General features: G+C 63.0%; 9 protein-coding genes and 1 tRNA gene. 6 read left to right on the plus strand and 4 right to left on the minus strand.

From position 1 onward, the window contains the following. Positions 1–33: 33 nt before the first annotated feature. A complete protein-coding gene (locus FNJ84_RS18860; protein ID WP_058098282.1) occupies positions 34–948 on the plus strand; it encodes a hypothetical protein in 915 nt (304 codons plus the stop codon). After that, positions 933–4,235, plus strand: coding sequence for a DEAD/DEAH box helicase (locus tag FNJ84_RS18865; protein ID WP_143794787.1), 3,303 nt, complete (start codon positions 933–935; stop codon positions 4,233–4,235). The genes FNJ84_RS18860 and FNJ84_RS18865 overlap by 16 nt, the downstream gene beginning before the upstream one ends. Positions 4,236–4,398: 163 nt before the next feature. Here FNJ84_RS18865 and FNJ84_RS18870 read toward each other — a convergent pair whose 3' ends face one another. From FNJ84_RS18870 to FNJ84_RS18880, 3 genes are read right to left on the minus strand one after another with little or no spacing between them, the layout of a single operon-like run. Further along, positions 4,399–7,671 (minus strand): error-prone DNA polymerase, encoded by a 3,273-nt coding sequence (locus FNJ84_RS18870; RefSeq protein WP_143794788.1) that lies wholly within the window; start codon positions 7,669–7,671, stop codon positions 4,399–4,401. Beyond that, entirely contained in the window at positions 7,668–9,191 is a 1,524-nt protein-coding gene (locus tag FNJ84_RS18875) for a DNA polymerase Y family protein (RefSeq protein WP_143794789.1), read from the minus strand. The genes FNJ84_RS18870 and FNJ84_RS18875 overlap by 4 nt, the downstream gene beginning before the upstream one ends. Then, positions 9,106–9,867 carry an ImuA family protein gene (locus FNJ84_RS18880; protein ID WP_058098286.1) on the minus strand — a complete coding sequence of 254 codons (762 nt, stop codon included), beginning with the start codon at positions 9,865–9,867 and terminating at the stop codon, positions 9,106–9,108. The genes FNJ84_RS18875 and FNJ84_RS18880 overlap by 86 nt, the downstream gene beginning before the upstream one ends. Positions 9,868–9,979: 112 nt before the next feature. On the opposite strand from FNJ84_RS18880, the gene FNJ84_RS18885 reads away from it, so the two are divergent. The 4 genes from FNJ84_RS18885 to FNJ84_RS18905 all read left to right on the plus strand — a co-directional run bounded on the left by FNJ84_RS18885 (position 9,980) and on the right by FNJ84_RS18905 (position 14,097). Next, entirely contained in the window at positions 9,980–10,696 is a 717-nt protein-coding gene (locus FNJ84_RS18885; protein WP_255471297.1) for an SOS response-associated peptidase, read from the plus strand. Positions 10,697–10,705: 9 nt separating this feature from the next. Continuing rightward, positions 10,706–10,948 carry a hypothetical protein gene (locus FNJ84_RS22605; protein ID WP_058098288.1) on the plus strand — a complete coding sequence of 81 codons (243 nt, stop codon included), beginning with the start codon at positions 10,706–10,708 and terminating at the stop codon, positions 10,946–10,948. After that, positions 10,945–11,808, plus strand: coding sequence for a hypothetical protein (locus tag FNJ84_RS18895; RefSeq protein WP_143794790.1), 864 nt, complete (start codon positions 10,945–10,947; stop codon positions 11,806–11,808). Before FNJ84_RS22605 ends, FNJ84_RS18895 begins: the two co-directional genes overlap by 4 nt. Positions 11,809–12,339: 531 nt before the next feature. Further along, on the plus strand, positions 12,340–14,097 hold the full coding sequence (locus tag FNJ84_RS18905; protein ID WP_143794793.1) for a recombinase family protein: 1,758 nt from the start codon (positions 12,340–12,342) through the stop codon (positions 14,095–14,097). Here FNJ84_RS18905 and FNJ84_RS18910 read toward each other — a convergent pair. Then, a tRNA-Met gene (locus FNJ84_RS18910) sits at positions 14,054–14,130 on the minus strand. The two genes, FNJ84_RS18905 and FNJ84_RS18910, sit on opposite strands and share 44 nt — an antisense overlap. Positions 14,131–14,195 lie beyond the last annotated feature (65 nt).

The following is a 14,195-nucleotide window of genomic DNA, read 5'->3' on the forward strand; positions in this document are numbered from 1 at the left end:
TGCAGCCGCCGCTGCTAAGAGAGTCTTAACCAGATGAACAAGGCCCATGAGATAGACAGCCCCGACAAGATAACCGTTTCGGCCGGGCCGGAGGCCGGAGTTGCGTCCCCAACGGCGATTTCGACGGCAGCGTGCAAGGTCAACGAGCACTGTGTCGGCGATCACTGGACGGTCGGTGATGTCAAGTTACTAGCGCGGCTCATAGCGATCATCGCGATGGGACAGGCGAAGCACGCGGCGCGAATTATCGCGGACCTGCAGCCAGCGGTTCCGGCCTTGACAATCGACGTGCTCCGTTCCGACGCGAAACAGCGTCTGACCGTGACCGGAGACACGCCGGAAAAGCAGGACGCTCACCGATGGCATCGCGACGGTCTGATCTTCGAGGCGATCTCCTGGATCGCCGCCCGACAGGGTGCTGCCGCCAACGTGCTCATGAGAGACCCGCACATCAGCGCGACGACACAGGGTCTTGACGGGCTCATGATCGAACTGGACGAAAAAGGTGAAACGGTCGTCCGCGCGACAATTCTCGAAGACAAATGTTCGAACGACCCCCGGCGAAAATTCAGAGACGAAGTTCTGCCTGCCTTCCGAAACTACCATGCGGGCAAAAGGGCTTCGGAGCTGGTGGCGGCAACATCTTCGCTGCTTGACGGCAGGATTCCCGACGAAGCGGTCATGGAGGCTGCAGGGCGCGTACTGGATATGGCATTCAGGGCCTACCGCGCCGGATTGACGATCAACCCTGACCACGACTCGGAGGCGGGACGCACAGCTTTGTTCAAAGGATATGAGGGGCTTGAAAAGATCACCGGGGCGCAGCGCATCGGGGCGACATTCCTGCCGCCTTCGGAACTGCGCACCTGGTTTGACGAGATTGCCGGTCGGGCGATCGCCTTCATTGACGTGCTCGGGGAGGACGATCACCAATGTTCGATCCGGTGACAGCGGAAATCATGCGTACTGCGCCAGCCTTGCCAGGCCTGAATCCTGCCGAGCTGCCGCAATTGCTTACAGCGCAGTATGCAGAACTGGCTGCCCGCAGAATGAGGCGCGTCGATGGCGCTGAAGAGGCGGCGGGTGACGGCGCTGCTGACGGCGAATGGCCTCTCGCCCGTATTGCCGACGCCTATGAGATCGTTGTGTCCGTCCGGCGTGATGCCGACCACCGCAGAGCGGCGGCATTCGTTGCCGGCACGGCGCATCAAATTCTGGCGCAGGACCTCGCGCAGACCGATGCTGCCGGGTCTGTTGCCATCATGGATCGGGATCGCATCCATCCGGCGATCGCGGCGGCGGTGCTTTTTCTGGTGGCCGAGCAGTATGCGGACGCCCACGAAGCCGCGCGCTTTATCAGGCCGGAAGATGGAGGGCAGGACTATGTCTGCACCATTCTGGCCGAAGATATCCGTGACCTGGCGCGCGGCAATTTCCAGAGCATTCTTGACCGCGCGCAGCGCCGTCCGGAGGGGTTCTTCTCCGGCGGACTGCTTGAACAGCGGGGGACAACGGCGCTCTTCGAGAGCCTTGTCGTCGGTGTCGAGTTGTTTGCTGCGGAAGTTCTGGCAGAAGATATGCCCGAGAAGGCGGCAGGGCGGTTCGACGGCGCAAGGGCGACGTTCGCCCGCGTGTTGGCCCTCTCTTCGCTGGAGCACGGGCGCCTCGGCGATTTGTCCCAGAATTTTCAGACCACCTATCCGGGACCACGTCACCTCGCATCACTGCTGCTGGCAGCCTACGACTCCATTGCGGGCGCGGCGGTTACACGCCTGCAGCCGCCCAATGGTTCAGATCGGGATTATTGGCGAAGCTGGCTGAGGCATCGTGCGAATGCCGCACCTTTCGCTTGGCCCAATCATAGGGAGGCCATAGCGAAAGGATTCCACGAGAGCGGCAAGTCCGCCGTGCTCGTTCTGCCGACCGGCGCGGGAAAAACGACGGTCTCTTGCCTGAAGATTGCTGCTGTACTGGCAAGCGGCAAGTCGGTTGTGTTCTTGGCTCCAACTCACGCGCTTGTGGATCAACTCACCGACGATCTGCAGAAGGTCTTCCCGGAATCGCTGGAAGGTTCGGTTGTTTCGAGCGATTTCGATCGCTTGTTCGCTCCCGGTACCAACTTCGAAAGCATCGAGGTCATGACGCCGGAGCGCTGTCTTGCACTTCTGTCATATTCGCCCGAGGCTTTTGAAAACGTAGGGCTGCTGGTCTTTGACGAATGTCATCTCCTCAGCCCCGTATCGAATCTCCGCCGGGCGTTGGACGGAATGTTCTGCGTCCTTGCCTTCAACAGCATCGCGCCGGAAGCCGATTTCCTTTTTCTTTCAGCGATGCTTGATAATGGCGCGGCATTCGCAGAGTGGATTGAAGAGCTCACCGGTCGGACCTGTGTTTTTGCCGATCCGCTTTGGAAGCCGAGCCGACAGGCGCGCGGCGTCCTGCTGTATGAGAGTGCCGCCATCGTGCAGATGAGACGCAACGCGATCGCCGTTCAGCGCGCGGAGGATGCCCGAAAGAAAAAGCGCGCAAAGCATCTGCGCAAACCAGCTGCCGAAGCGCTGCAATGCCCGCCGCATGCTCTCTTCGGGCTTCAGCACAACTGGCTGGCCGGTGCAGCGCCAAGCTGCACCCTGGCGGCCATTTCCGATGCGCCGGTCCCGTTAACCGGTAAGCTCAACCGGGATGGTTCGATCTATCTGACGCCGAATGTAAACAAGGTCGCCGCGCAAGTTGCGGCTGCTGCGGCGCGCAACGGCCTGAAAGGTATCGTCTTCGTCAACCGCAAGGATACTGCCGCGTCCACTGCGCGTGAAATCTCGGCGCTGCTGGGCGACCCGCCAGAGCAAACGCAAGATGAAGAAGAGCGATGGAAGGCGCTGGAGATCGAGCTTGGCGGGCTGGAACATGCGATCTTGGCCGGTCCCGCTGCCGCCGTGCCCCACAATGCGCTGATGCTCAGGCTGGAGCGCGATCTGGCAGAACGCTTGTTCCGCCGTGCCGACGGGGCAAAAGTCATCGTTGCTACACCGACGCTGGCGCAGGGTCTGAACCTTCCAGCTCATATTGCCATTCTTGCCGGGGACAAGCGCAGCGACCCGGACGAAGGAGGGCGTGAAGACCTGGACGCGCACGAGATACTGAATGCTGCGGCCCGTGCAGGGCGCGCCGGTCACCTCGCCAACGGCATCGTGCTCCTGATCCCTGAAGTCGTGCTTCAATTCAGGCAAGGTAGGGCCTTCCCAAAAGGGGTGCTCGACAAGCTGAAGTCGGTACTGCCAGAGGACGACCGCTGCCTGTCCCTGAGCGATCCCCTGCAGACAATTCTTGATCGCATTAATGTGGCGGCTGCTGCCGATCCCGACGTCGAGTATGCCCTGAACCGCCTAGCCACTGCGGTCGCGCCTGAAGGCGCAGAAACCGAAGCAACGACGCGCTTTTCGATAGGACGATCACTGGCTGCCTTCACGGCCATAAGGATCAATCAGAAAGCGGGGTTCGATGCGAAAGTCGCGCGACTGAACGAGCTTATCGGCGAGAGAGCGAAGGAGGCCGATGATCAGGTCCTGGCGGAGCTTGCCACCCAGAGCGGCGCGCCGCTCGGCATCCTCAAATCGCTGCGGCAAAGGATCGAGGATCAGATTGAACGGCTACCCCAGACAATACCGGACTGGACGTCCTGGATCATCAACTGGCTTGCAGAGGATCAGGATGCGCGCGATGCTATTCTGATCCGTGATGGTAGAGCAATTCTCGGCGCTACCGGAAACAAGAAGGACGGACCGCTGACGGCCGACGCCGTAAGAAACCTCGAACCCGGCATTCTGGCCTGGCTATGCGGCGAACCCTTGCGCGAAATCGAAAGACAACTCGGCGGCGACCCCGCTGAAAAAGCGATTTGCCCGCGTGCCCGTGAGCTCGTCTCTCAGCTAGTGCCTCTCAGCCTTTCCTTCGCTGCCGGTCTAGCCGCGCGCACGGCAAGCGAGATACCTGCCGTCGCCGACGGAACGGCTACGCCGGTCTCTGTCATTGACTGCCTTGCAGCCGGGATCAGACGCGGCTTCGACACCCCGAACAAGCTCGCTTTTAGCGACATCAAGCGCGGCTTTCTGAGCCGCGTTCAGACGCATCAGGCCTATTCCGCCACTATCGAGCGTGAGCCAGAGATCTCAAACATGGAAGAGTACCCTGCGGTGGTGGATCGCATGCGGATGTATCTGCTGCTGGTCGACGACTGAGTGTAGCAGGCAAGTTTTCAAGCATCCCTGTTGCCGTACGATCAATCTGGCTAAGGAAAGCAGAAGTTAGCCTCTGTGCGGTCGTGCGGCCGCAAAGAGCCGATTTCGTTTTCTGCAACTGCGGTCAATGCGAGGTTGCTGGGTGTCGTAAAGGTTCCGACCATTACCGAAAATCCCGCGTCTTTACCCTGATCGCGTCGACGTGCGGGTCGGGCACAGCCATACTGCACGCCCGCAGCCCCTTCGGTGGCTGACCGCGCAGATCAGGCGTCGGAGATTCTTGGTGGAGTTCGCTTCCTCTGCCATCCGGCAGGAGGGCCGCCACGTCGCGTTGCCCAACGCTGGCCAAATCCCGCGACAGATCGACGATCCGATGGACAACGAGATGCACGACCTCGCCCTCGCGCTGAACGCGCCCCCTGACGGCAATCATGCTCGATGAGAGGATCACACGCCAATACTGCGCGAAGACCTTCTGCCAGACCACGAGATTGGTGATGCCGGTCTCGTCCTCGATCGTGATGAACATGACGCCCTTGGCCGAACCAGGCCGCTGGCGGACGAGGACGATCCCCGCCGTCTCCAGCCAGCGGCAGTCGCGCGCGCCCATCGCCTCGGCGCAGGAGACCATGCGGCGCTTGCGCAGAGCCTCGCGCAGGAAGGCAACCGGATGGCGGCGCAGCGACAGGCCGGTATGGCTGTAATCCGCGACCACCTCGCCGCCAGCCGCCATCGGCCGCAGGGCGATGGACGGCTCCGATATCTCTGAAACCGTCAGGCCCTCGCGTGCCGAGGCTGCCGCAAACAGCGGCAGTTCCTCGTCGCGCAACCCCTTGATCGCCCAAAGCGCTTCGCAGCGCGCGAGGCCGAAGGGCGGGCGGAAACCGTCGGCCTCGGCAATGTGGACCAATGCGGCGACCGGAACCCCGGCCCGCCGCCAGAGATCCTCGACCGAGGCAAATGGCTGATCGGCACGGGCGGCGACAATCGCCGCCGCATGGGCATTGGCAAGCCCCTTGACCATGCGCAGGCCAAGCCGAACCGCAAAGCGCGCCTCGTTGCCGGTCGGCTCCAGCGTGCAATCCCAGCGGGAGGCATTGGCGCAGATCGGGCGCAACTCGACGCCATGGTCGCGCGCATCGCGCACGATCTGGGCCGGGGCATAGAATCCCATCGGCTGGCTGTTCAGTAGCGCGGCGCAGAAGGCATCGGGATGCCAGCATTTCAGCCAGGCCGAGGCATAGGCGATCAGCGCGAAACTTGCCGCATGGCTTTCGGGAAAGCCGTAGGAGCCGAAGCCCTCCAACTGCCGGAAGGTGCGTTCGGCAAAGTCCTGTTCATAGCCCTTGGCAACCATGCCCGAGATCAGCTTGTCGCGGAATTTCGAGACGCCGCCGGTGTGCTTGAATGTGGCCATGCTCTTCCTTAGCATATCGGCCTCACCGGGGGTGAAGCCCGCGCATTCAATGGCGACGCGCATCGCCTGTTCCTGAAACAGCGGCACGCCGAGGGTCTTGCCCAGCACCTTCTCCAGTTCGGGTGTCGGATAATCGACCTCTTCCAACCCCTCGCGGCGGCGCAGATAGGGATGGACCATATCGCCCTGGATCGGGCCAGGCCGGACGATGGCGACCTGCACCACCAGATCGTAATAGGTGCGCGGCTTCAGGCGCGGCAGCATGGACATCTGCGCCCGGCTTTCGATCTGGAAGGTTCCCAGCGTGTCCGCCTTGCGGATCATCGCATAGGTGCGCGGATCTTCGGCCGGGATCGTCGCCAGATCAAGGGCGATGCCCTTGTGTTCCACGATCAGATCCAGCCCCTTGCGCATGCAGGTCAGCATCCCCAGCGCCAGCACATCCACCTTCATGAAGCGCAAGGCGTCGATGTCGTCCTTGTCCCATTCGATGATCTGGCGATCCGCCATGGCGGCGGGTTCGATCGGCACCAACTCGTCCAGCCGGTCATGGGTCAGGACAAAGCCGCCGGGATGTTGCGACAAATGCCGCGGCGCCCCGCGAAGCTGGGCGGCCAGATCAAGGGTCAGGCGCAAACGCCGATCCTCCGGGTTGAGGTTCAACTCACGAAGCTGCTGATCGTTGACACCGGTCTCGGACCAGCCCCAGAGCTGGCCGGAGAGTGTCTGGATCAGATCCTCGGGCAGCCCCATGGCCTTGCCGACATCGCGCAGCGCGCCCTTGGAGCGATAGCGGGTCACGGTGGCGGTCAGCGCGGCCCGGTCACGGCCATAGTTCTCATAGACCCATTGGATGACTTCCTCACGGCGTTCGTGCTCGAAATCGACGTCGATATCCGGCGGTTCGCGGCGTTCCTCGGAGACGAAGCGCTCGAACAGCAGATCGTTGCGGCCGGGGTCGATGGCGGTGATGCCGAGAACATAGCAGACGGCGCTGTTCGCCGCCGATCCCCGCCCCTGACAGAGAATGCCGCGCGACCGGGCAAAGCGGACGATACTGTTCACGGTCAGGAAATAGGGCGCGTAATCGAGCTTGCCGATCAGGGTCAGCTCATGGCGCAACGCCGCCGTCACCTCATCCGGCACGCCCTCGGGGTAGCGGTTGGCCGCGCCCTGCCAGGTCATCCGCACCAGTGTTTCCTGCGGGGTCAGTGCGGGATCGTCGCGTTCCTCCGGATATTGATAACGCAGCTCATCCAGGCTGAAGCGGCAACGGTCGGCGATCTCGATGGTGCGGGCCAGCGCCTCGGGCCAGCGGGCGAAGAGCCGGCGCATCTCGGCGGGCGGCTTGAGATAGCGGTCGGCATGACGCTCACGGCGAAAGCCCAGCTGGTCGATGGTGGTGTTGTGGCGGATCGCAGTGACCACATCCTGCAGCATCCTCCGGCCAGGCTCGTGGAACAGCACGTCATTGGTCACGACGGTCGGCACGCCGATCCGCTGCGCCAGTTGCGAAAGCTCCCAGAGCCGCATCTGGTCGTTGGGCCTGCGGCGCAGGGTCAGCGCCAGATAGGCCCGGTCGCCGAAGGCATCGCGCAAACGGCGCAATCGGAACCCGCAGTATTCATCGGCATCATCCGGCACCAGCACCGCGATCAGCCCTTCGCCATAGGCGGTGAGATCGGCCCATTCCAGGTGGCACTTGCCCTTGCCGGCCCGGCCCTTGCCAAGCGTCAGCAGCCGGCAGAGCCGGGCATAGGCCGCTCGGTCGGTCGGATAGACCAGCACCGACATGCCGCAGGCGAGATCGAGGCGGCAGCCAACGATCAGCCGGATGCCGGTTGCCTTCGCCGCCTCATGGGCGCGAACGATGCCCGCCAGCGAATTGCGATCCACCACCGCCAGCGCCTCGATCCCCATCGCCGCCGCCGTCGCGAACAATTCCTCGGCCGAAGAGGCCCCGCGCAGAAAGGAAAACTGCGTGGTGACCTGCAATTCGGCATAGCGGGGCGCATTCATCCGAAAACCCCGTGCAGGAACCAGCGATGCGATCCGGTGGCGACATCCTCGCCGTCACCGGCGCGGAAGATCCAGAAGCGTTCGCCAGCGTCATCCTCGATGCGGAAATAATCCCGCACCGCGACCAGCTCGGCATCGCGCTTCCACCATTCCCCGAAGACCCGCTCGGGGCCATCGGCCCGGCGCACCCGCCGCCGCACGCCGCGCCACGAGATCCAGTTCGGCGGATGGTCGGGCAGCAGCGCCATGGTCTCGATCGGCTCGGGACGGGGCAACAGCCGCGAGGGGCGCGGCCAGTGATCGGGCCAGCCCGCGCCGGTCTCTTCCGCCAGGGCCGGAATGCGGCAGACGGATCGCTCGGGCACATCGCTGGCCACCGGCGCGAAGCGATAAATCGCGCGGGCGCCGACCCGGTTGGCGAGCGTGTCGATCAGGCCTGACAGGTCAGGCTCGGGCGCCTCGATCAGGTGGCTCACGGCCTGGCGCTCGGTCATGGGTTCCGCCAGCGTGGCCGTCAGCGTCATGATCTCGATGCCGAGGCCGGGGTCGATGGTCTCGATCTTGTCGCAGAGCAGCCGGGTCAGGCGCTGAGGGTCGCGCACCGGCCGCGCGAGGCCGATGCGGACGGTCTCGACACGGCTGTCTATCCGGTGGCAGAGCAGGTCGAGGCGGCGCACGCCGAGGCCGCGGGTCTCCAGCGCCTCGCAGAGCGTTGCGACCAGCTTTCCAATATAGCGGGCGATGGTCTCAGCGGCGGCGATGGGTTCGGCAAAGCTGCGCCGCGCCTCGATCATGTCCTCGGGGCGCAGCGGCTCGATGGGTTCGGCGCTGTTGCCCAGGGCCTGATCCAGCCGACGGGACAGTTCCGGCCCGAAGCGCAGCGTCAGGGGCGCGCGGGGCTGGCCGATCAGATCGCCGATCCGGGAAAACCCCAGATCGCGCAGGCCAGCCGGGATCGCGGGCGACAGCCGTAGAGCCTCCAGCGGCAGCGGCGCGAGCATGTCGATGCTGGCCCCCGGCATGGCGATCAGCACCGGATTGGACCCATAGCGCGCCAGCGCATGGGCCGCGCCCCAGGTGTCGGCAATGGCGGCCCGTGCAGACACACCCGACAAGGTGAGCCGCCCGATCAGCGCATCGAGCATCGCCGCATCGCCGCCATGCAGATGATCCGCGCCGGTAGAGTCGATCACGATCCCGTCCGGCGGATCGACCGCCACAATCGGCGCGATCCGTTGCAACACCCAGAGCGCGAGGCGCTCCAAGCTTTCGGCATCGGCTTTTGGGTCGGCGGGTTCAATCACCAGTCCCGGCACCAGCGCCTGCGCCTTGGTGACGGGCATGCCGACCCGCAGGCCGAGCGCCTGCGCGGTCGCGTCGACCGCCGTCACGATACGGCGGTTACGATCACGTCCTGCAATGATGAGCGGCACCTCAACTGGCGGCGCTGTGTCGCCGGCCTTCCGCCGCAGCCGGTCTGTCGGCCATGTCGGCAGGAAGACCGAGATGACCCGAGCCATCGCACGCCTCCAGTTCGATATCGAGGGATTCTCCCGCCCGCGCCCGGATCAGTTCGATCAGCCAGCGCGCGCGACCGACGCCGGGCACGGGCAAAGGCCGGGACGGCAGCACCGAGATCCGCCAGCGGGTCATCGCCGCCGTCGGCTGGCCGAAATCGCTGGCCTCGGCCTGCCGCCGCCAGCGGCGCAGGGCGAGGCCGATGGTGCCGCTTTCCTTGGCGGCCAGGTGCAGCCGCCGCGAGGCGGTCATCGGCAGCCGGGCAATATCGGCGACCACCGCGCCCAGCCCACCGTGCCGCAGGCCTTCCTCCATGCAGGCCAGGACCGACTTGTCATCGCCGGCCTCGACATGGATGACGCGATCGGGCGGCAGGCCGGCCTGTTCCAGGCCCGGCGCGAACAGATCCTGCTGGGCGACGCACCACAGCACCTTGCCTTGGGTCCGCGCGGCGATCCCGGCCACGAAACAGGCCGCCGCCGCGCCGTCCACGGCGCCGTTGCCGCCGCCCGCAACCTCATGCAGACAGCCAAGAGCCAACCCACCACCGGGCAGTTTGCGGTCCAGAGACGGAACGCCGAAGGGCAGCACTTCCCGCGCGCGAGCGCCATCACCTTCAAGCTGCGCGATTCGCACACGAAGGGCCGCAATGGCTGGACTGATGGCGAGCTCGTGCATCTGGAAGGCAGGCTCCGGATCTTCTCAAGGGCAAATCCTGTCGTTATGTTCTTTGTTTGTTCTGGTGCGCGGCGGGAGTCAATCTGAGTCTCGTAAGATGTGATCGGAAGCCTTGCCGGAACTTCTGGCGTATGATGGCCGCAAAATCGGAGAAGCGGGTTTGTGCAATCTCTACAATCTGACCACCAACCAGCAGGCGATCCGGGATTTCGTGGCGCTCACCCACGACAGTATCGGCAATCTGGAACCGATCCTCGACGTCTATCCCGACCGGCCCGCGCCGGTCGTGCGCAAAACCGATGGCGGGCTGGAGCTTGCTCGCCTTACATGGGGAATGCCCACGCCGGTCGAGCATCTGAAGACCCCGGACGCGCCTGACACCGGCGTCACCAATGTTCGCAAGACCTGGATACGGCACTGGCAACAGTGGCTCGGGGTTGAGCACCGTTGCGTCGTCCCGGCGACGGCGTTCTCGGAATACGGGCAGGTGCCTGATCCGGTGACGAAGCGCAAACCACTCTACTGGTTCGCGCTCGACCAGGCGCAGCCCCTGTTCTTCTTCGCCGGGATCTGGACCCGATGGGAAGGGACGCGCGGATCGAACCGCACGCCGAGACCGGGCGAACATGAACTCTTCGCTTTCCTCACCACTGATGCCAACGAAGTGGTGAAGCCGATCCATCCCAAGGCAATGCCAGTGATCCTGACCAATTCCGACGAGGTGGAGGTCTGGCTGACGGCCGACTGGCGCGAGGCGAAGGCCCTGCAACGACCTTTGCCCGCCGATCGGCTGGAAGGTATCGAAAAACCGGCAACTCCGACAGGTTGACGACGAAGCATGTCGGGATCGGGAGAACAGATCGGGGAGGCCGCCGAGCCAGACAGGAATATCGGCAAGATCATCCATGTGGATATGGATGCGTTCTATGCCTCGGTCGAGCAGCGCGACAAGCCGGAGTTGCGGGGCAAGCCGGTCGCTCCTAACCTAGCGCAGCTTCGGTCGAGTTCGAGATGTCAAGCGGCGGTACGTGCCCTCTCGAAGTTGCGCGACCTGTACCCCTCGGACTATCTTGAGGAATGATGCAAAGCACCGCTCCAGATCCCAATAAGCAACCGGAAATACTCGGTCGAACACGCCGGCTGACGCCGCAGCACAGAATCACCTTCGACCAGATATTTCACAGTGGTGGTGGCTACGTTCTGAATTTCTCTGACCGGACCATGGGTGAATGGTTTGAAGAATTCTTCGATTTCAATATTTTTGACGAACGTTATCAGATCGAGGGCGATAGCAAGGGCAAGACGCTGAGGGGTTTTATCGAGGTCGCCGAGCCACGCCTCGTTGCTCGCGTCCTTCGCGCACTATGGGACTATCGTTGTAGCCTGGACGGTTTCGTGGAAGACAATTCCGATCAGGAGACGCGACTCAAGATGTGGCTCGAACAGTTCACCAACGAGTTGGAGAACTCCTCATCGCTTAATCTGGACGAGGCGTTCAAGGACTTCTCGAGCGATACGACTTTGCCCAAGCTACGAGCGTCGATCGCTGGGGATCTGATCGGCAACAAGCCTGATGTGGCACTCGATCGCATACACACATACTGCGTGAAGCGGTTCCGTGCACTGCTAGCGGATCGAGGTATGCCGTGCGATCCATCGACACCACTACACGCCATTTTCGGTGCATATGGCAAAGCGGTGCGAGATGAAGGTGTAGTGAGCCAATTTGCACTACCGACCCTGCGCGTTCAGCATAAGCTCTTTGAAGGTCTCAATGACGCGCGCAACAAGCGCTCTTTCGCGCATGACAACGACCTCCTTGCTGTTTCGGAGGCGCGGTTCATCGTCGATTGCGTATTGGCATCGCTTTCCTTCATCGAACGGATCGAGGCCGACCGGGACTCAGCAAACACCACTTCGGACAACGAGATTCCGTTCTAGAATTGCCCTTCTTGCTCGGGGTCAGGCCACCTGGTCCAACTGTCGACCCAGCCAAGTATTGCAGCTGCCCCCTGCCCGCATTAGACTGACCTCAGGACATGGCTGGAACGTCGCGCTGTGCGAGCAGATGTTCAAATCTCCTGGCGAGCCGCAAATTCGCACATCGTCGCGCCAGTATTTTTGCGACGCCATGCTGCTCAGGACTACGCCAATGCCCGACCCAGCCCTCCATTCCCCGCCGAACGCCGCCGGGCGCTTCTCTGTAATGCATTGGAAATGCTGCGTAGTCTCTGTGCACGCTCTTCAGGGATCGGCACGGGAATGGCACGGCAACGACAAACCACCGCATCGAAGCTTCGGCTGGTCACCGAGACCACCGATGAAGCCGTTGCGCGCGTTGCTGGCACCCGCAACCCCGACCCCCGCCTCGCCGATCTCGTCCGGCAACTCGCCCGGCAGGCTGCGGGCGATTTCGTCCAACAGGAGACGGCCCGATTGGCGGGCGGCCGCCTCCCAGACTGAGGTGTCCGCATGAAGGTCGCGCTCTACGCCCGCTACTCGTCCGACAACCAGCGTGACGCCTCGATCACCGATCAGCTGCGCATGTGTCGCCTGCGCGCCGAAAAGGAAGGCTGGACCGTCGTCGAGGAATATACTGATCACGCCATCTCCGGCGCCAGCATGATCCTGCGACCGGGCGTCCAGTCCCTGATCTCCGATTCCCTGCGCGGTCGCTTCGACATGATCATGGCCGAGGCGATGGACCGGCTGTCGCGCGACCAGGAGGATATCGCCGGCATCTTCAAGCGCATGACCTATGCCGACGTGAAGATGTTCACCCTGTCCGAGGGCGAGATCACCCATCTGCATGTCGGGTTGAAGGGCACGATGAATGCGCTGTTCCTGAAGGATCTGGCCGACAAGACCCGCCGTGGGCTGCGCGGTCGGGTCGAGGATGGCAAATCCGGCGGCGGACTCTGCTACGGCTATGATGTGGTGAAGAGGTTCGATGATCGTGGGGAAGCTGTCCGGGGCGACCGGACCATCAACGAGGCCGAAGCCGGGATCGTGCGCCGCATTTTTGCGGATTATCTCGACGGGAAATCATCGCGCACCATCGCCATGTCCCTGAACCGCGATGGCATACCGGGGCCGCAAGGCAGCGAATGGGGGCCATCGACAATCCACGGCAACCCGAAGCGCGGCACCGGCATCCTGAACAACGAGCTTTATGTCGGCAAGCTGGTCTGGAACCGGCTGCGCTATATCAAGGATCCCGACACCGGCCGGCGCGTATCCCGCCTGAACCCGGAATGCGAATGGGTCGTCCATGAGGTGCCTGACCTGCGCCTCATCGACCAAGACATCTGGGATGCCGTCAAGGCACGGCAGAGCCGCCTTGCCTATGATGTGGTCGAGACCAGTCCCAATCCCCTGAACGACCGGCGCCGCCCGAAGCATCTCTTTGCCGGCCTCGTCAAATGCGGCTGCTGCGGGGGCGGCTATACGATGATCTCCAAGGACCTGCTCGGCTGCGCGACTGCGCGCAACAAGGGCACTTGCGACAACCGGCTCAACATCCGACGTGATGCCCTCGAAGCGTCGATCCTGAACGGGCTGCGCAAGCATCTGATGGACCCTGCGCTGTTCAGGGAGTTCTGCGACGAGTTCACCAGGGAGGTGAACCGGTTGCGGATGGAGCGTGGTGCCGACCTTGAGGTTGCGCGGCGCGAATTGGACAAAGTCGGCAGGCAGATTTCTCAGATCATCGAGGCGATCACCGACGGCATGTATCACCCCTCAATGAAGGAGAAGATGACTGGACTTGAAGCCCGGAAGGCTGAACTGGCTGAGAAACTGGCCAATGCCGATGAGCCCCCTCCGCTGCTACATCCGAACATGGCGGCACTCTATGCGCAGCGGATCGGGCAGCTCTATGAGAATCTGCAAGACGAGGACGGCCGCGCCCGTGCCGCCGAAACCTTCCGCTCGCTGGTCGATCAGATCACGCTCATGCCGGATAACGGCGAACTGGCGATCGTGCTGCGCGGCGACCTCGGCGCGATCCTGCGCTTTGCGGCAGGAAAGAAGAACCCTGACTTCCTTGCAGAGGCCGAGGCTCTGGACAATCTGCTTTCGCCGGGATCGTTGGTTGCGGGAGGACGCAACAGACGATCGCTGCGGAATGGGGGCACAAATGCAAAAACCTCCGCGACGGGGTCAGCGGAGGTTTCGCAATTATCGTTGGTTGCGGGGGTAGGATTTGAACCTACGACCTTCAGGTTATGAGCCTGACGAGCTACCGGGCTGCTCTACCCCGCGCCAATTGCGCAGACAATTGAGTATGCGCAGGTATTTCATCGTTTCAGAGAGAGCTCCGTTTCTTT

Origin of the sequence: Paracoccus sp. M683 (assembly GCF_007096355.1) — a bacterium.
Taxonomy (GTDB): Bacteria; Pseudomonadota; Alphaproteobacteria; order Rhodobacterales; family Rhodobacteraceae; genus Paracoccus.